The organism is Cryobacterium luteum, from assembly GCF_900110125.1.
Classification (GTDB): Bacteria; Actinomycetota; Actinomycetes; order Actinomycetales; family Microbacteriaceae; genus Cryobacterium; species Cryobacterium luteum.
Genome location: NZ_FOCN01000017.1, coordinates 1 through 18,359 on the forward strand (window position 1 = coordinate 1; position 18,359 = coordinate 18,359).

Annotated in this window: 16 protein-coding genes and 1 rRNA gene; 3 read left to right on the plus strand and 14 right to left on the minus strand. The window is 66.3% G+C overall.

Annotation, left to right across the window (positions count from 1 at the left end):
• From BMW72_RS14215 to tyrS, 3 genes are all read right to left on the minus strand, one after another.
• Window positions 1-63: ribosomal RNA gene (locus BMW72_RS14215) — 16S ribosomal RNA — on the minus strand; the annotation flags it as partial.
• Window positions 64-622: 559 nt separating this feature from the next.
• The gene (locus BMW72_RS14220; protein WP_092111666.1) at window positions 623-1,162 is read right to left on the minus strand and encodes a GNAT family N-acetyltransferase; all 540 of its coding nucleotides are present in this window, start codon (window positions 1,160-1,162) and stop codon (window positions 623-625) included.
• Between the two features lie 248 nt (window positions 1,163-1,410).
• Complete coding sequence (gene tyrS / locus BMW72_RS14225) at window positions 1,411-2,712, minus strand: tyrosine--tRNA ligase (protein ID WP_092111668.1); 1,302 nt, start codon at window positions 2,710-2,712, stop codon at window positions 1,411-1,413.
• Between the two features lie 145 nt (window positions 2,713-2,857).
• Here tyrS and BMW72_RS14230 point away from each other — a divergent pair, with 145 nt between their 5' ends.
• Window positions 2,858-3,493, plus strand: coding sequence for a hypothetical protein (locus BMW72_RS14230; RefSeq protein ID WP_092111670.1), 636 nt, complete (start codon window positions 2,858-2,860; stop codon window positions 3,491-3,493).
• The gene (locus BMW72_RS14235) at window positions 3,490-4,089 is read left to right on the plus strand and encodes a hypothetical protein (RefSeq protein WP_092111672.1); all 600 of its coding nucleotides are present in this window, start codon (window positions 3,490-3,492) and stop codon (window positions 4,087-4,089) included. The genes BMW72_RS14230 and BMW72_RS14235 overlap by 4 nt, the downstream gene beginning before the upstream one ends.
• Here BMW72_RS14235 and BMW72_RS14240 read toward each other — a convergent pair.
• Window positions 4,086-4,637: a CPBP family glutamic-type intramembrane protease gene (locus BMW72_RS14240; RefSeq protein WP_134450285.1), complete on the minus strand. Its 552-nt coding sequence runs from the start codon at window positions 4,635-4,637 to the stop codon at window positions 4,086-4,088. The genes BMW72_RS14235 and BMW72_RS14240 overlap by 4 nt on opposite strands.
• 374 nt (window positions 4,638-5,011) lie before the next feature.
• On the opposite strand from BMW72_RS14240, the gene BMW72_RS14245 reads away from it, so the two are divergent.
• The gene (locus BMW72_RS14245; protein WP_092111676.1) at window positions 5,012-5,782 is read left to right on the plus strand and encodes a CPBP family intramembrane glutamic endopeptidase; all 771 of its coding nucleotides are present in this window, start codon (window positions 5,012-5,014) and stop codon (window positions 5,780-5,782) included.
• Between the two features lie 8 nt (window positions 5,783-5,790).
• Here the strand turns inward: BMW72_RS14245 and BMW72_RS14250 are convergent, their stop codons facing one another.
• From BMW72_RS14250 to pheS, 10 genes are all read right to left on the minus strand, one after another.
• Entirely contained in the window at window positions 5,791-6,387 is a 597-nt protein-coding gene (locus BMW72_RS14250; protein ID WP_092111678.1) for a DNA-3-methyladenine glycosylase, read from the minus strand.
• On the minus strand, window positions 6,387-7,823 hold the full coding sequence (gene argH / locus BMW72_RS14255) for an argininosuccinate lyase (RefSeq protein WP_092111680.1): 1,437 nt from the start codon (window positions 7,821-7,823) through the stop codon (window positions 6,387-6,389). Before argH ends, BMW72_RS14250 begins: the two co-directional genes overlap by 1 nt.
• Window positions 7,824-7,830: 7 nt before the next feature.
• Window positions 7,831-9,030: an argininosuccinate synthase gene (locus tag BMW72_RS14260; RefSeq protein ID WP_092111682.1), complete on the minus strand. Its 1,200-nt coding sequence runs from the start codon at window positions 9,028-9,030 to the stop codon at window positions 7,831-7,833.
• A gap of 133 nt (window positions 9,031-9,163) precedes the next feature.
• Window positions 9,164-10,093, minus strand: a complete 930-nt coding sequence (gene argF, locus BMW72_RS14265; RefSeq protein ID WP_092111684.1) for an ornithine carbamoyltransferase — start codon at window positions 10,091-10,093, stop codon at window positions 9,164-9,166.
• A 107-nt stretch (window positions 10,094-10,200) separates the two neighbouring features.
• Window positions 10,201-11,382: an acetylornithine transaminase gene (locus BMW72_RS14270; RefSeq protein ID WP_092111686.1), complete on the minus strand. Its 1,182-nt coding sequence runs from the start codon at window positions 11,380-11,382 to the stop codon at window positions 10,201-10,203.
• Window positions 11,379-12,308 (minus strand): acetylglutamate kinase, encoded by a 930-nt coding sequence (gene argB / locus BMW72_RS14275; RefSeq protein WP_092111688.1) that lies wholly within the window; start codon window positions 12,306-12,308, stop codon window positions 11,379-11,381. Before argB ends, BMW72_RS14270 begins: the two co-directional genes overlap by 4 nt.
• A gap of 2 nt (window positions 12,309-12,310) precedes the next feature.
• Complete coding sequence (gene argJ, locus BMW72_RS14280; RefSeq protein ID WP_092111690.1) at window positions 12,311-13,492, minus strand: bifunctional glutamate N-acetyltransferase/amino-acid acetyltransferase ArgJ; 1,182 nt, start codon at window positions 13,490-13,492, stop codon at window positions 12,311-12,313.
• Window positions 13,489-14,535 carry an N-acetyl-gamma-glutamyl-phosphate reductase gene (gene argC / locus BMW72_RS14285; protein ID WP_092111692.1) on the minus strand — a complete coding sequence of 349 codons (1,047 nt, stop codon included), beginning with the start codon at window positions 14,533-14,535 and terminating at the stop codon, window positions 13,489-13,491. Before argC ends, argJ begins: the two co-directional genes overlap by 4 nt.
• 111 nt (window positions 14,536-14,646) lie before the next feature.
• Window positions 14,647-17,256: a phenylalanine--tRNA ligase subunit beta gene (pheT, locus tag BMW72_RS14290; RefSeq protein WP_092111694.1), complete on the minus strand. Its 2,610-nt coding sequence runs from the start codon at window positions 17,254-17,256 to the stop codon at window positions 14,647-14,649.
• Window positions 17,256-18,281, minus strand: coding sequence for a phenylalanine--tRNA ligase subunit alpha (pheS, locus tag BMW72_RS14295; RefSeq protein WP_241983763.1), 1,026 nt, complete (start codon window positions 18,279-18,281; stop codon window positions 17,256-17,258). The genes pheT and pheS overlap by 1 nt, the downstream gene beginning before the upstream one ends.
• Between the last annotated feature and the right edge of the window lie 78 nt (window positions 18,282-18,359).

The following is an 18,359-nucleotide window of genomic DNA, read 5'->3' on the forward strand; positions in this document are numbered from 1 at the left end:
GACTTGCATGTGTTAAGCACGCCGCCAGCGTTCGTCCTGAGCCAGGATCAAACTCTCCGTAAATGTTTGAATAGCTACCCAGCAAGCTGAGCGCCCATCTAGTGCACCCACCAACCGGAATAGGCTGGACAGATGCAAGTTTGAAACTGACAAGAACAAATCATTACTGACTTGCTTTGTTTAGTTGCCTAACCGAAGCTAGGACTTGTTCAATATTATTTCCAAAGGAATCTCTTAGCTGCACCCCGCTAGAAACGGGCCACAACCACGAGGTTTTTGGCATTTGACATTGTGCACGCTGTTGAGTTCTCAAGGATCGGACACACCCAGCCGCCGGCCACGAAGGCCATTGCACTGGAGTACTTCTCTTATTTCTTGTCGCTCAGCCGAAAAACAGTTTCTTGTTCTTCAGGTGAACTTCATCAAGTCACTGTCACGCGGAAGATTCCGGGATATTTTGACTTGGGATTGGTCCCGCTTGAGGCCGGAAGCACTTGGCTTTTTCCGAACCTGTGGGGTGACTTAGATGACATTACGGTGAATCCTGATACCCCGCAACTCACGGTTACATCCCGGGCGTGTCGGGGGCGGACATCCGCTCGAAACCTGCCGGAAACACCGATCAAGCCTCGGGGGCGAACGCCACGAAGAGTTCGCTCACGGAGTTGTAGTACTGATCGGTTCGGCCCTGGTGCGTCATGCCGATGCGCAGACACACCCGTTGCGACGGTCGGTTGCTGGGGGTGGTGACGGCGACGACCCGGTCGAGTCCGGTCTTCCAGCCTTCGGCCAGCACGGCGGCGGCCGCTTCGGTCGCGTAGCCCTGGTGCCACGCATTCGGGTGAAAGTGCCAGCCGATCTCGGTGTCCCCCGACGGCTCGAGCGGGGTGAGCGCACTCGACGCGGGGATCGACTTGAGCAGCAGGTTACCGAAGATCTCGCCAGTGTCGGCATCCGTCACCGCGCGGATGGCGTGAATGGGATGCTCCATTCCCTGCCAGCGCTTGATCACTGCAATCGCCTCGGCGCGGTCGGTCATGACCCGCGGGTGCAGCCCGATGTGCTGCTGCACGGACCACAGGGAGTACAGCCCGAAGACGAAGTCGGTGTCATCGAGGGTCCAGGGGCGAAGCAGCAGGCGTTCGGTTCGGAGAGTTTCCACGTCGACATCTTGCCACCCGCACCTGCCGACCCCCTGCAACCACCCCGCCGATTCGATGACGCCTCACGAACACCCAGGCCCGTGGCGGCGGCAGGGTTATTCGCGGAGTTGCGAGTTTTGGGGGTTTGCCGGGGCGCCGCATGCCTTTCGCGGTGTCCCGGCAAATCCCCAATGTCTGAGCGGGGAGCGGATGACCCTGTCGCCGACGCGCCGACCAAATGACTCTGTCGCCGACGCGCCCCAGCAATCTATTCGACGAAGATACCCGCGAGCGTCTTCTTGCCACGGCGCAGCACCGCTACTCCCCCGGGCAGCACGGATCCTTCGATGGTCAGGTCGACACTCGTGACCTTCTCGTTGTTCAGGTAGACCCCACCCTGCTGCACGGCACGTCGGGCATCACCGAGACTCTTCGACAGTTCCGTGTCGACCAGCAACTGCAGCACGGTCGCGTGCGGCGCCGTCGTGGTGTGGGGTAGTTCGCGCAACGCGGCCTCGAGGGTATCAGGGTCGAGTTCGGCGAGGTCGCCCTGCCCGAACAGGGCCTCGGCGGCGTGGATGGCAGCATCCGTTGCCGCCTGCCCGTGCACGAGGCTGGTCACTTCGAGGGCGAGCCGGCGCTGTGCTTCGCGACGGAAGGGTTCGTTCTCGACCAGCTCGGCGAATGCGTCAATCTCAGCGCGGGTAAGAAACGTGAAGACCTTGAGCCGAAAGATCACATCGGCATCGTCGGTGTTGAGCCAGAACTGGTAGAAGGCATACGGACTCGTGAGGTTCGGGTCGAGCCACACCGCGTTGCCCTCGCTCTTGCCGAACTTGGTTCCGTCGCTGTTGGTGATGAGCGGGGTGCCGATGGCATGCACCGTACCGCTCTCGGCGCGACGGATGAGATCGGTGCCGCTCGTGAGGTTGCCCCACTGGTCGCTGCCGCCGGTTTGCAGCACGCAGCCGTAGCTGCGGAACAACTCGAGGTAGTCCAGGCCCTGAAGAATCTGGTAACTGAATTCGGTGTAGCTGATGCCGGCGTCGGAATTCAGGCGGGCGCTGACGGCATCCTTTTTGAGCATGGTGCCCACGCGGTAGTACTTGCCGATTTCGCGCAGAAAGTCGATGGCGCTCAAGGGCGCCGTCCAGTCCAGGTTGTTTACGAGCGTGACGGCGTTGTCACCCTCGGAACTGAGAAAGCGCGAAACCTGGGCCTGCAGGTAGCCGACCCATTCCGCCACGGTGTCGGTGGGGGTCAGCGTGCGCTCGGCGGTTGGGCGCGGGTCGCCGATGAGTCCGGTGGAGCCGCCGACCAAGCCGAGCGGATGATGTCCAGCCAGTTGCAGGCGCCGCATCAGCAGCAGCTGCACCAGGTTGCCGAGGTGCAGGCTCGGCGCTGTCGGGTCGAATCCGCAGTAGTAGGTGATCGGGTCACCATCGAGCAGCGCTTTGAGCTCGGTCTCGTCGGTGGAGACGTGCACGAGGCCGCGCCAGTTGATCTCCTCCCAGACGGAATCGAAGGAGGGATCATTGGTCTGCTGGGCGAGGATGGCGGGGTCTGACACGGGTTCAGATTACCAGCCGGGGGCGTCTCGCCGAATTGCCGGCGGCATCCGCTCGGCCACGTCCGTGATTCAGGCTAAAGACTCAATTTGTTTTGATTTAGGCTGTGGACTCAATTACACTGAATGCAGGACGGAGCCTCAGATCATGTTTGTCATCACCGCCGACCAGATCGACAGCCGCAATGATCGTGATCGTGCGCGCGAGATGATCGCTCACCTCGTGGCGCAGAGCCCGCGGGCGTTCAGCCTGCCGCCGGACCAGACCGCCGGCGATGAGATTCAGCTGCTGGTGTCGGCTGCCGGGCCTGCGCTGGAGGCGATTCTGGCCCTGCACCGTTCCGGCCACTGGAGCGTCGGGCTCGGCGTGGGGAGCGTGCGCACCCCCCTGCCGGCTTCGACCCGGCAAGCCACCGGCGACGCCTTCATCGCCGCACGCGACGCCGTGCTGCGGGCGAAAAAGACCGAGGCCCATTTTGCGCTCGAGCCGGGCCGAACGGATGCTGCCGCCCCCGGCATCGAGGCGCTCCTCACTATGCTCTTGCTGTTGCGTCAACGACGCACCCCCCAGGGCTGGCAGGCCGGCGACCTGTTGGAACGCGGACTGGCCCAGACTGACATCGCCGAACAGCTCGGCATCACCACCGGAGCGGTGAGCCAGCGGCTCAAGGCGGCGCAGTACCGCGTCGAGCAGGCGGCGCGGCCGGCGTTGGTTAGGCTGCTGGAGCAGCTCGATGTTGCCCCGAACGAAACGGCCGATAACGAAACGGACAGCACACTATGACCCTCACCGTTCTCACGTTCCTGTACTGGGTCGCGCTGCTGCTGGTCACGCTCGCCTCGCTCACCTTCGCAGCGATCGCCTTCAAACTGCACCGCCAGCTTTACGCGATCGCCGCCACGACAGGCCTGGCCGTTGCCCTCGTGCTCGCCGCCGTTCCGGTTGCGCCCGGTCCGAGCGCCTTCGGCATTGTGCTCGGCATGCTGGCCCTCGCTCTTGCTGTGATCGGCGGCGGCCCGGCAGCGGTGCTCGCCCTTGATCTCGCGACCAACAATTCGGTGCCACCTGGTCAGCACGGCGGAATCATGGTGCTCAACGCCGGAAAACCGGCCCCCTCCCCGGCCGGGGTCGGCCTCCCTGAAACTCACGAGGTGCTGCGCGGCGGGGTGACCATCGGTATCCTGGAACGTCTCGCCGTGGCCGGGGCCATCCTGGCCGGATTTCCCGAGGCCATCGCCGTGGTCGTCGCCATCAAGGGCGTTGGCCGGTTCACGGAGCTTGCCGCGGCCGAGTCCCGCGAACGGTTCATCATCGGCACGCTGTCGAGCCTTACCTGGGCGTGCGCCTGCGCTGCACTCGTGCCGATGGCCCTGGTCTAGGCCCGTGATTTCAGCAGGCTCGGAATAACCAAGAGTCCGACGATCGTGATCCCCGCGCCCATCAGGGTGGGGATGAGTGTCGTCGTGGCGGGTGTGGTCGTCGCGATGTCAAAGACGGCGTGAAAGACCGCGACCACGATGAATCCGGCCGCGGGCATGGTCCGGTAAGTCGGGGTTATGCCGAACAGCGGCGGGTGCCATGCCGCCCGCGCTGCGGCGACCAGCACGGCTGCTCTCAGCGTCGAATGCCGGAATTGCAGGGTTGGTTGGGCGAAACCGCGCCAGCCGATCTCCTCACCGAAACCATAGAAGATCAGGTTGGCGGTCCAGAAAACGAGTACCGGCAAGAATGCGTACTCGACGCTCGCACCGAACCGCGAGGTGTCGGGCCATACCCCGTCGACGAGCCGGGCGACAAAGACCGCTATGGCGAACAGCACGAGCGGTCCGAGCGCGGCCAGGGCCCGCCAGCGCAGGCGACCACGCACCGCGACCATCCGCCGCAGCAGATCGAGGATGCGCACGCGGCCGGCAATCAGAGCGGTCACGATCACCGCGGAGATGGCCGGGCCGAGTCCGCCGGCCAGGTGCAGGTACGGCGACGCCGTCCAGTCGACCCGGTCCTGCCGGCCAGCGAGCAGCGGCAGCGAGCAGCGGCAGCGGCAGCGGCAGCCAGATCGTCCAGGAGATCGCGTACGCGAGAACCACAAACGTCATCACCGGATGACGCACGACGACAATCGTGGTCAGAGCTTACGACGGGGTCCGCTCCACGACCCGGAAGGTGACTTTCGGCACTACACGGCGCAGCCCGATGCGACTTCAATGAGGGTGGCAGAAGAGTCCGGCCGCGCCGCTCGGCGTTCGAGGGCATCCGCTGTACCGCCAGTCGGCGGTACGCCACGAGACGAAAGCTGGCACCATGCGCACGCTACAGGACACCAAACCGATCTGGCATGCTCTCATCTGGATTGCGGGGTACATCGCTATTGTCAACGTCGGCGATGCCGTCTCTGAAGCGATCGGCATCGCCAGCGCCGGCACCGCGCTGCTGCTCGTGGTCTATTCGCTCGCGCTGCTCGGGTATCTGCGGGGCGCCAATCGCATGCGCTTCTACGGACTGCGCCGGGCCGAGCCGGGAACGATGCGACTCACCGCGTTCTACCTGCCGCTGTTCGCGCTGACCCTCTTTCAATACGCCAAGGGCCTCAATTCCGACCTCGACGCTCAGACGGTTGTGATCGCCTGCATCCTCATGATCGGTGTCGGATTCGTTGAAGAGTTAATCTTCCGCGGCTTTCTGTTCCGGGCGGTTCTAGCGAAGAAGACCGTTCTCCGGGCCATCTACCTCAGTGGTGTCGCGTTCGGCTTCGGCCACATCGTCAACCTGCTGCGCGGCTATACCGGCTCTGACCAGCTTATTCAGCTCGTCGCTGCCATCGTGATCGGGATCGCGCTCGGGTACGTGGTCGCCATCACTCAAAGCATCCTGCCCGGCGTGCTGTTTCACATTCTCTTCAATATCAGCGGCGCGCTCACCACCCACGATGTGGTTTGGGACACGGTTCTCGTGGGCGCGATGGCCGTCGTGCTAGTGCCGTATATCGTGTATCTGCATCGGGTGCTCACCCGATCGACCGGCCAGCCCGCTACTTGCGCCGACACAATCGCGCCCGCCGCAGCAACAAAGTAGCCTCGGGTTCAGCCTGCGCGTTTGGCCACGTGTCGCCGATACGGCGAAACGGATGCCTCCCCCGGCACCCAGAACCGCCACGGGTAGTCGACTCCCCCGCCGAGACCGCTCACCCCGGTGCGCGGTCCGGTCGCCCAGGCGGCAAGGCGCGCCGGAAGCTCCAGGTCGAACGGGGCACGATTCAGATCGGCGCCGTCATCGCCGAGCTCGATACCGAGGGCTTTGGTCAGCCGCGCGGGGCCGCGCGCGAGGTCGGCATCCGTTTTCGACGTCAAGCGGCGGCTTCGCGCCTCATCGAGTCCCGCGACGATTTCACCGGCCCGCAACAGCACCGCCGAGGCCGTGCCTTCCGGTGAGCAGACGATGTTGGCGCAGACGTGCATGCCGTAGCTGAAATAGGCGTACAGGTGCCCGGGAGGCCCGTACATGGTCACGGTGCGCGGCGTGCGCCCACGGAAGGCGTGGGAGCCCGGGTCGGTTTCACCGAGGTAGGCCTCAACCTCGGTGATGCGCACCGAGATGACCCCGCGGGTGAGCACCGCGCCGAGCAGCAGTGGGGCGACCTCGAGTGCGGGTCGCTCCAGCACGCCCGGCGCGAACGGCACTACCGGCTGAGCGCGGCCGTCAGGTCGCGCACGCGAGCCACGAGGTGCGCGCGCTGCTCGGCGACCCGCACCGGGGCGGTGCCGCCACTGCCGTCGCGGCTGTCGACCGATCCGCGAATGGTGAGCACCTCGCGCACCTCGGGAATGAGGTGCGGCGACAGGGCCCGGAGGTCGTCGTCGCTGACCTCGTGCAGGTCGAGATTGTTCGTCTCGGCGAACTTCACCAGGGACCCGGTGATTTCGTGGGCATCACGGAACGAGACGTGGCGTTTGACGAGCCACTCCGCGACATCGGTGGCGAGGGAGAATCCCTGCGGCGCGAGTTCCGCCATGCGCTCGGTGTGAAACGTGAGGGTGGCGACCATTCCGGTGAAGGCGGGCAGCAGCACTTCGAGGGTCTTGATCGAGTCGAGGACCGGCTCTTTGTCTTCCTGCAGGTCGCGGTTGTAGGCCAGCGGCAGGCCCTTGAGCGTGGTGAGCAGCCCGGTGAGGTTGCCGATCAGGCGGCCTGATTTGCCGCGCGCGAGCTCGGCGATGTCGGGGTTCTTCTTCTGCGGCATGATCGAGGAACCGGTGGAATAGGCGTCATCGAGGGTGACGAAACCGAATTCCCTGGTGTTCCAGAGAATGATCTCCTCGGCCAGCCGGGACATATCGATGCCGATTTGCGCGGTGATATAGGCGAATTCGGCCACCAGGTCGCGGCTCGCAGTGCCGTCGATGGAGTTCTCGACCACGGCGGCGAAGCCCAGGTCGGTGGCCACCAGGCGCGCGTCGAGGCCGAGGGTGTTGCCGGCGAGGGCGCCGGATCCATAGGGGGAGGCATCCGCTCGTCGGCCCCAGTCCGCGAAGCGGTCGAGGTCGCGCACGAGCGGCCAGCAGTGCGCGAGCAGGTGGTGGGCGAGCAGCACCGGCTGGGCGTGCTGCAGGTGGGTGCGGCCGGGCATGATGGCGTCTTCGTGCGCTTCGGCCTGCGCGGCGAGGGCATCGATCAGTTCGATGACGAGCGACGCGAGAATAGCGGCGTGGTCGCGCAGCCACATGCGCACGAGCGTTGCGACCTGGTCGTTCCGGCTGCGGCCGGCGCGGAGTTTGCCGCCCACCTCGACGCCGATCATGTCGATGAGGCCACGCTCGAGGGCGGAGTGCACGTCTTCGTCGGCGTCGGCCGGCAGAAATTCGCCGGCGACGACGGCGCGCTCGAGTTCTTCGAGCGCGCCGACCATCTGGGTCAGTTCGGTGTCGGTGAGATATCCGGCGGCGGCGAGGGCCCTGGCATGCGCGCGGCTGCCCTGCAGGTCGTATTCGGCCAGCATCCAGTCGAACTGGGTCGACTTGCTCAGCCGCGCCAGTTCCGGCGACGGTCCCCCGGCAAAACGGCCGCCCCAGAGAGCGCCCGCTTTACCGGCACGGTTCGCGTTCTTCTCACCCGACACGGATGCCCTACTTCGCGGCGGCGTCGCGTCGTGCGGCCACCTTGCTCGGCAGCGACCACAGTTCGATGAAGCCCTTGGCCATGGTCTGGTCGAAGGAGTCACCGGTGTCGTAGGTGGCGAGGTTGAAGTCGTACAGGCTGGTCGTGCTGGAGCGGCCGGTGACAACGGCACTGCCGGCGTGCATCTTCAAGCGGATGTCGCCGGTCACGTACTTCTGCGTGTCCTCGATGAACACGTCGAGGCTCTTCTTCAAGCCGGAGAACCACAGGCCGTCGTAGACCAGTTCGGCCCACTTGCTCTCGACGCCGCGCTTGTAGCGGGCGACGTCGCGTTCCAGGGTCATGTTCTCGAGTTCTTCGTGCGCGGCGATCAATGCGATGCCGGCCGGAGCCTCGTAGATCTCGCGGCTCTTGATGCCGACCAGACGGTCCTCGACGATGTCGACGCGGCCGACACCCTGATCGCCAGCAAGACGGTTCATCAGCTGGATCATCTGCAGCGGGGAAACCTTCTTGCCGTCGATCGCGACGGGCACGCCCTGCTCGAACGAGATGACAACCTCGGTCGGGGCGCGGGTGACCGACGGGTCCTGGGTGTAGGTGTAGAGGTCTTCGATCGGCGCGTTCCACGGGTCTTCGAGGAATCCGGTCTCGACGGCACGACCCCAGACATTCTGGTCGATGGAGTACGGGCTCTTCTTCGACTGGGCGATGGGCAGGTCGTGCTTGGCGGCGTACTCGATCGCCTTGTCACGGGTGAGTTCGAAGTCTCGCACCGGGGCGAGTGAGGTCAGCTCGGGGGCAAGGGCCGCGACGGCCGCTTCGAACCGAACCTGATCGTTGCCCTTGCCTGTGCAGCCGTGGGCGACGCTGTCGGCGCCGAGTTCCTTGGCGGTCGAGGCGAGGTATTTGGCGATCAGCGGACGGCTGATGGCCGAGACGAGCGGGTAGCGCTTCTGGTACAGGGCATTCGCCTTGAGCGTCGGCACGATGTAGTCATTGGCGAACTCGTCCTTGGCGTCGATGACGATGGATTCGACGGCGCCGCAGTCGAGGGCACGCTGACGGATCACGTCCATGTCTTCGCCCTCCTGTCCGACGTCGACGGCGAGGGCTACGACCTCTTTGCCGGTGGCATCCTTGAGCCAGCCGATGCCGACCGAGGTATCCAGTCCACCCGAGTATGCGAGTACAACGCGTTCCGCCATGGTTCTCCCTAAATCTTGATCTGTCTAAAGTTTACGTGTTGCGCCGCTGCTCCCCGGTCGCCCGCCGGTTCTCTCACCCTTTCCGGGCCCGGGCCCGGTCAGAAATATGAGAACGGATGGCCGCGCGGGGCGGTCAGGCCGCGTTCTGTGCGAGCAGCCAGACCAGCAGTGCCTTCTGGGCGTGCAGGCGGTTCTCTGCCTCGTCCCAGATGATGCTCTGCGGGCCGTCGATGACGTCGGCGGTCACCTCGTAGCCGCGGTCGGCGGGCAGGCAGTGCATGAAGTGCGCGCCCGGCTTGGCCAGCCCCATCAGCTCAGCGTCAACCCGGTACTGGCCGAGGTCGCCGAGCCGGGTGGCCTTCTCCTCTTCCTTGCCCATCGACACCCACGTGTCGGTGATGACCACGTCAACGCCGGTGACGGCCTCGCGGGGGTCGGTGAACAGCGCGACGGAGCCGCCGGTGCGCGCGGCGATAGCCGTCGCATCCGCTACCACCTGGTCGGTCGGCGTGTAACCGGCCGGGGACGCGATGCGCACGTGCATGCCGGCGGTGGCACCGGCGAGCAGGTAGGACTGACCCATGTTGCAGGCCCCGTCGCCGAGGAAGGCGAGGGTTTGGCCGGCAAGGTCGCCGCGGTGTTCGCGGATGGTGAGCAGGTCGGCGAGCAGCTGGCAGGGATGAAAGTCGTCGCTGAGTGCGTTGACGACGGGAACGGTCGTGCCCAGCGCCATTTCTTCGAGTCCGGCCTGGCCGTAGGTGCGCCAGACGATCGCGGCGACCTGGCGTTCGAGCACACGCGCGGTGTCGGAGGCGGTTTCCTTGCCGCCGAGCTGGCTGTTCGCGGTGCTGATGATGAGCGGGCTGCCGCCGAGGTCGGCGATGCCGACCGCGAAGGACACGCGGGTGCGGGTCGAGGACTTGTCGAAAATAACCGCGACGGTCTGCGGGCCTGTGAGCGGACGCACCGCGAATCGGTCTCGCTTCAGCTCCAGGGCCAGATCGAGAATCTCGGCCTGTTCGGCCGGGGAGATGTCGTCGTCGCGCAGGAAATGGCGGGTCACGGTGTCACTTTCGGTTATCGATTTGTCAGCAGGCGAGCGGATGCCGCTCCCCCGGTTTAAGCGTGCAGCGCCGGTGGGGAACCCGCGCAAAGTGGGATTCGTCCAGCCTAGAGGCTGCCGAGGGCGCGCCCGAACCGCTCCGTAAAGTCGGCGAGTTCGGCATCTCCGACGATCAGCGGCGGCGCGATGCGAATGCTGGTCTCGTTCGCGGCGTTCACGATGAGGCCGTTGGCGAGGGCCGCAGCGCCGAGTTTCAGCGCGACCGGTTCGGTCAGGCCGACACCGAGCAACAAGCCGCGCCCGCGCACCTCGTCGATCAGCGGCGAGTTGAAAGCGAGAATGATCTCCCGCAGCTGCTGGCCGCGGCGGGCGGCGTTGGCGGCAAGGTCGTCACGTTCGATCACGCCGAGGACGGCGTTCGCCGTCGCGGTCACGAGCGGGTTGCCGGCGAAGGTCGAGCCGTGCTGGCCGCGGCGGAACAGCTCAGAGGCCCAGCCGAAGGTGACGAGCGCACCGATGGGAACGCCGCCACCCATCCCCTTGGCGATGGTGACGGCATCCGGAAGAATGTCGGCGTGGTTGTAAGCGAACCAGGCGCCGGTGCGGGCGACGCCGGTCTGAATCTCATCGATGATCAGCAGTACGCCGTGCTCGGTGCACAGTTCGCGGGCACGCTTGAGAAAACCGGCTGGCAGGTCGATGACGCCAGCCTCGCCCTTGACCGGTTCGAGGACCAGGGCGGCCACGGTGTTGTCGATGGTCGCCTCGAGGGCTTTGATGGTGCTGTCGATGTGTTCGACCCCGCCAGGCACCGGTTCGAACGCCTCACGCATGTGCGGTTTGCCGGAGAGGGCGAGTGCGCCCATCGTGCGGCCATGAAAGGAATCGTGCAGCGAGATGATGCGGCTGCGGTGGCCCTTGTTGTTGAGCCTGGCCAGCTTGAACGCGGCCTCATTCGCCTCGGCGCCCGAGTTGCAGAAATACACGCGGCCTTCGTCGCCGGCGCCGGTGATGCGTTTGAGCCGTTCAGCCAGTTCGATTTGCGGCGGGGTGGCGAAATAGTTGGACACGTGGCTGAGCGTGCCGATCTGCTGCGTGACCGCCGCGACGACCTCTGGATGGGCGTGTCCGAGTGAGTTCACGGCGATGCCGGCCAGAAAGTCGAGGTACTGCGTGCCCTGGTCATCCCACACGTAGCACCCCTCGCCGCGCACGAGCATGGCCAGCGGCGGGCTGAACGTGCGCATCATCGAATCGGCGAACCGGTTCTGCCAGGAAACGTCAGTCATGCGGGTATTACCTCCGTGCCAATGCCGCTTCCAGTGAAAATTTCGAGCAGGATCGAGTGCGGCACTCGCCCGTCGATGATCGCGGCCTTGGCTACGCCGCCGTCGACAGCGTCGAGGCAGGCCGTCATCTTGGGAATCATGCCCGATTCCAGCTCGGGCAGCAGGGCGCGCAACTCGAGCACGTCGATGATCGAGACGAGCGAATCCCGGTTCGGCCAGTCGCGATACAGACCGGCAACGTCGGTGAGAATCACGAGTTTGGCCGCGCCGAGCGCGATTGCGAGTGCGGCAGCAGCAGCGTCAGCGTTGACGTTGAGGGATTGGCCGGGGACATCCGTATCGGGGGCGATCGACGAGACCACCGGGATGCGGCCGGCTGCGAGCTGCGCGAGCACCGCTTCGGGGTCGACGCCGATGACGTCGCCGACCAGGCCCAGGTCGACTTCTTCGCCGTCGATGACCACCCCACGGCGGCGCCCACGGAAAAGTCCGGCGTCCTCACCGCTGAGTCCGGCGGCGAGCGGTCCGTGCTGGTTGATGTGGCTGACCAGGTCGCGGTTGATCTGACCGGTCAGCACCATGCGCACCACGTCCATCGCTTCCGGCGTGGTCACCCGGTAGCCGCCACGAAACTCGCTCTCGATGCCGAGGCGTTTCAGCATGGCCGAGATCTGCGGGCCACCGCCGTGCACGACGACCGGGCGGATGCCGGCATAGCGCAGGTAGACCATGTCTTCGGCGAAGGCACGCTGCAGCTCTTCGCTGACCATGGCGTTGCCGCCGAACTTCACGACGATTATCTGGTCGTGAAAGCGTTTGAGCCACGGCAACGCTTCGATCAGTGTCGCCGCTTTAACGGATGCTTCGGCCTGGCTGGTCTCGTCGGTGGTGGACGAGTCGGCGTGGGTTCGCGGTGTTTCGGTCATGATCAGCTCGAGTACGCGCTGTTCTCTTCGACGTAGTCGTGAGTGAGGTCGTTGGTCCACAGGGTGGCGGTTTCGCTGCCGGCATGCAGGTCGATGAGCACAGTCACGCCGCGGCCCGTGAGGTCGACGAGGTCGCGCGGCTGGTCCGGCTCACCCGCGGTGCACACCTGCACACCGTTGATGGCGACATCGATGCCGTAGGGGTCGAAGGCAGCGTCCTTCACCGGTACGGTTCCGGCGGCGGCGAGCACACGGCCCCAGTTCGGGTCGTTGCCGAAGATGGCGGACTTGAACAGGTTGCTGCGCGAGACCGCGCGGGCCACGGCGACGGCTTCATCGTCGGAGACCGCGTTGGTGACGGTGATCGCCACGTCGTGCGCGGCGCCCTCGGCGTCGCCCTGCAGTTGCAGCGTGAGGTCGCGGCAGATGTCGATGAGCGCCGCCGTGAACTCGGTCAGGTCGGCGGTCACACCGCTCGCGCCGGAGCAGAGCAGGCTCACGGTGTCGTTGGTCGACATGCAGCCGTCGGAGTCGAGGCGGTCGAAGGTTACCCGGGTGGCCGCGTGCAGGGCCGTGTCGAGCTCGGCCGACTCGAGCACGGCGTCGGTGGTGATGACGACGAGCATGGTGGCGAGCCCGGGCGCGAGCATGCCGGCGCCCTTGGCCATGGCGCCGATGCTCCAGCCGGCCGCCGACTCGTGCGCGGCCTGTTTCGGGCGGGTGTCGGTGGTCATGATGGCCTGCGCGGCCAGGAGGCCGGCTTCGGGCGTGGTGGCAGCATCCGTTTTAATGGCCGTGGTGGCGTCCAGGACGCCGGCGGTGACGAGGTCGAGGTTGAGCTGTTCCCCGATCAGGCCGGTGGAGCAGACCAGAACGTCGCCCGAGGAGATATCGAGGCGGGCCGCGACGGCTTCGGCGGTGGCATGCGTGGTCTGAAAGCCGATGCTGCCGGTGTAGCAGTTGGCGCCGCCGGAGTTGAGCACAATGGCGCTGACCCGGCCGTCGCTCATGACCTGGGTACTCCAGATGACCGGGTTTGCCTGGCAGCGGTTGCTGGTGAACACGGTGGCGGCGTTTTGCAGCGGGCCGAGGTTCTGCACGAGGGCGAGGTCGAGCCCGCCGGACTTCTTCAAGCCGGCGGTGACCCCGGCAGCAGCAAAACCGGCAGGAAGGGTGACACTCACGGAGCAACTCCATTCATGGTCAGACCGAGCGTTTCGGTCAGGCCGAGGGCGATATTGGCGGATTGGATGGCAGCGCCGGCGGTGCCCTTGACGAGATTATCGATGGCCGTGATCGTGACGACGCGGCCGGCCGCTTCATCGACGGCCAGTCCGATCAACGCGGTATTGGCACCGAGCACGTCGGCGGTGCGCGGAAAGTGCCCCTCGGGCAGCAGGTGCACGAAGGGCTCGTCGGCGTAGGCACTCTCCCACGCTTCTCGCACGGCGGCGGCGCTCGTTCCCGGCACGAGCCGGGCGGTGGCCGTGGCGAGGATGCCCCGCGACATCGGCACGATCACCGGGGTGAACGAAATGGTGGCGTCGGTGGTGCTGCCGGCCCAGCGCAGCGACTGCACAATTTCGGGGATGTGCCGGTGGGTGCCGCCGACAGCGTAGGGGTTGGCGGAGCCGAGGATCTCGGCGGCGAGGTTGGGCAGTTTGAGGCTCTTGCCGGCGCCGCTCGGGCCGACGGCGAGCACGGCCACGAGGTCCTGCGCGTCGATCACGCCGGCGTGGATGCCGGGGGCCAGGGCGAGCGCGACGGTGCTGGCGTTGCAGCCGGGAGCGGCGATGCGCCGAGCGCCGACGAGACGTTTGCGCTGCTTGCCGTGCTGGGTGGGCAGTTCGGGCACCCCGTAGGTCCAGGCACCAAAGTAGTCGCCGCCGTAGAACGCGGCCCAATCGTCGGAATTCTCGAGGCGGTGGTCGGCGCCGCAGTCCACCACGAGGGTCTCGGCGGGCAGATGCGTGGTGAGCTCGCCGGATTTGCCGTGCGGCAGGGCCACGAAGACCACGTCATGGCCGCTGAGATTCTCCGGTGTCGTGTCGACCAGGGTCAGGTGAGCGAGGGAACGCAGCGATGGTTGCACATTGATCAGACGCTGCCCGGCGTTGCTGTGTGCGGTGACCGTGCGCACCTCGAATTCGGGGTGACCGGCGAGCAGCCGCAGCAGTTCGCCGCCCGCATACCCGCTCGCGCCCGCCACTGCTACCGAAAACACCATGGGTTAAACCTTAGCGCGGCCCCGGCGGCCGCGTTTCCGCGCCGGGGGGCGGCACCATGCGGATGCCGCGGCCGGCCCCACAGGGTCGGGCCGCGGCATCCGGTTCAGGTGCTACTCGCGCAGAGTCGCCCCGAAGCGCTCAGCGGCGACCGCGACGCCGGCCAGGCGGGCGGCGCTCGCCTCCGCGGCGGTCAACGTGCGCTCCTCGCCGCGAAAACGCAGCGCGAAGGTGAGTGACTTCTGGCCGGGTTCGACACCGGCACCGCGATAGTCATCGACCAGATCGATGTTCTCGAGCAGGTCGCCCGCGCCCTCGGCGACGGCCGCCAGCAGGGTTGCAGCCGGCACAGTCACGGCCACGACGAGCGAGAGGTCCTGGGTGGCGGCGGGCATCGTGCGAATCGGCGTCACCGTTCGCGTGCCGTCGGCCTGCGCGAAAACCAGCCCGAGGTTGATCTCGGCGACGGCGACAACGGCGGGCAGGTCGTAATCATCGGCGACAGTGGGAAGCAGTTCGCCGGCGAATCCGACCGAAACCGTCGACGCGGCACTGGTCGCGGCCGGAACCGTGACGAACAGCTCGGCGGTGCGGCCCGGGTGCAGCGCCGGGTGCCGGCCCTGGCGCACCTCGATGCGCACGCCGGTGGCCAGCGCCACCTGCTGCACGGCAGCCAGCGCCGACTGCCAGCCGGCGGCGACTGCGGGCAGGCCGGGTTGGTGCCGCACGTCGTTGCCGACGAGAACGACACCCACCAGGAGCGGCTGGGGAACGATTCCGGCGATCAATGCCGCCTCGGCCTCGGCGCTCGGGCGCGCTCCTCCGGCGGGCAGCACGGCTGTACCGTAGGTCACTCCGGCTTCGGGACGAAAGACCAGTCCCTGCTCGTAGATGGCGAGATCGACCAGTCCACGGGAGCGGTTGCGATGCGCGATCTGCAGCAGACCGGGCAGCATCGAGGTACGCAGGAACGGCGCCTCCCCGTCGAGCGGGTTGGCGACCTTCATCTGCGCAACCAAAACCGGGGCAGCGGATGCCGCGCCAGCGTCGGCCGCGCTCGCGCCGGCATCCGTTTGAGCTGGTGAGACCGGCACACCGAACAGATTGTTCGCCCGCTCGGAGACGAAGGGGTAGGTCAGCACCTCGGTGTGACCGGTGGCGGCGAGGGTCTGCGCAACCGTGCGGCGCAGCGTCTGCGTGCGGGTCAGGCCACGACCGGGCGGTGCGACGGGCAACACCGAAGGGATGCGGTCGTAGCCGACGATGCGGGCGACTTCCTCGGCCAGGGTCCACTTGTCGGTGAGGTCAGGGCGCCAGGTGGGCGGCGTGACGTGCAGCACACCACCGACATCATGCAGGGATGCACCGACCTCCACGAGAGCGTCGCGCACCTCATCGCCGGTGTAGTTCAGGCCGATGAGACCCGACACGAATCCGGTCGGCAACACAATCGGCAGGGGCGCGGTCGTTGTGTCGTACACCGAGCCGAGGTCGTCGGCGACTCCCCCGGCGAGGTCCACGAGCAGCTGCACGACACGGGCGGCAGCCACAGCGGCAACGCGCGGGTCGACGCCGCGTTCAAACCGCTTGCTGGCCTCGCTCGGCAGCTTGTGGCGGCGAGCAGAACGGGCAATAGATACCGGGTCGAAGTTGGCGGCCTCGACGAGTACGTTGACCGTCTTCGAGTTGATCTCGGTGCTCGCGCCGCCCATCACGCCGGCCAGTCCGATCGGTCCGGATTCGTCGGTGATCAGCAGATCTTCGACACTGAGCGTGCGGGTGACCGCGTCGAGCGTCGTGAATTTCTCGCCCTCGACGGCACGCCGCACGATGATGCCGCCGGTGAGTTTATCGAGGTCGTAGCCGTGCAACGGCTGGCCAAGCTCGAACATGACGTAGTTCGTGATGTCGACCACGAGGGAGATGGACCGCACGCCGACCAGCCCGAGGCGCGCGATCATCCAGGCCGGGGTCGGCCGCGTCGGGTCGACGCCGCGCACGACCCGGGTCACGAACACGCTCGACCCGGAGCGATCCCGAATCGGAGCCTGGTCGTCAATTGTGACCGGGAACCGGGTGACCGGGGCCACCACGGTGAGCGCGAGCGCGGGGTCGCGGAACGGCACACCGGTCGCGTGCGAGTATTCGCGGGCGACGCCGCGAATGGAGAAAGCGTAGCCGCGGTCGGGGGTGACGTTGATCTCAACGGCGCTGTCGTCCAGGCCGAGCAGGGCGATCGCATCCGTTCCGACCGGGGCGTCGATTCCAAGGTTTTTCAGCAGCAGAATGCCGTCGTGCTCGTCGCCGAGACCGAGCTCACGGGCCGAGGCAATCATGCCGTCGGAGACATGGCCATAGGTCTTGCGGGCCGCGATCGGAAACGGACCGGGCAGCGAAGCGCCGGGCAGGGTCACGACGACCTTGTCTCCGACGGCAAAGTTGTGCGCGCCGCAGATGATGCCGTGTACGGCCGGGCCGCCGTCAGCGGCGAGTTCATCGCCCGGCGCAACCCGCACCTGGCACCAGTTGATGGTCTTGCCGTTGGTCTGCTCTTCGCCGACGAATTCGAGCACCTCGCCGACCACGATCGGGCCGGACACCTCGAACCGGTGGATGTCTTCTTCTTCGAGGCCGACGCTCACGAGCGCGGCGTGCACGTCTTCCGGCGTGGTGCCGGGCGCGAGGTCGACGTATTCGCCGAGCCAGCTCAGTGGAACCCGCATCAGACCGTCATCCCATACTGCTGGCTGAACCGAATATCGCCCTCGACCATGTCGTGCATGTCCTTTACGTCATTTCTAAACATCACTGCTCGTTCCACACCCACTCCGAACGCAAACCCGGAGTACACGTCGGGGTCGATTCCGGCCGACCGCAGCACATTGGCATGCACCATGCCGCAGCCGCCCCACTCGATCCAGCGGGCGCCGTCCTTGAAGGTCGGGTGCCACACATCGAGCTCGGCGCTGGGCTCGGTGAACGGAAAGTAGTTGGGGCGCAGGCGCACCTTGGCCTCGGGGCCGAACAGTGCTTGCACGAAATGGTCGAGCGTGCCGCGCAGGTTCGCCATGGTGAGGCCTTTGTCGATGGCGATGCCCTCGATCTGGTGGAACACCGGGGTGTGGGTGGCGTCGAGTTCGTCGGTGCGAAAGACCCGCCCCGGCGCGACGACGTAGACCGGCAGCTCGCGGCTGAGCAACGCGCGCAGCTGCACGGGCGACGTCTGCGTGCGCAAAACGAGGTGGGCATCCGTCGGTTCGACGAAGAAGGTGTCCTGCATGGCGCGGGCCGGGTGGTCTTCGTCGAAGTTGAGGCCGTCGAAGTTGAACCATTCGCTCTCGAGTTCAGGTCCTTCGGCAACTTCCCAGCCCATCGCGACGAACACGTCGGCGGCTCGTTCGCTGAGCAGCGAGATCGGATGCCGCGCCCCGGCCTTCCAAGCGGATGCTGCGGCGGTCACGTCCACCGTCTCGGCGAGCAGACGGGCTGCCGCTTCAGCGGTGCCGATCTCGTCTTCGCGGGCGGTCAGCGCTTTGGTGACGGTGCCGCGGGCCTGGCCCACGAGCTTGCCGGCGGCAGCCTTCTCTTTGCCGGGAACGCTGCGCATGAGCGCGTTGAGCTTGGACAGCGGCGACGACTCCCCCGCATGCTCGCTGCGCACGAGTTTGAGCGCTACGGTCGTGCCGGCGGCGGCGATAGCGGCCAGCGCGGCGACGACGGCAGCATTTACGGCCGACTCCGAGATCAACGGCTCTGCAGCGGATGCGCCGGCAGCAACCGGATCGGATGGTGTGGTGGGCTCTGGGGGAAGGCTGGGAACAGACAC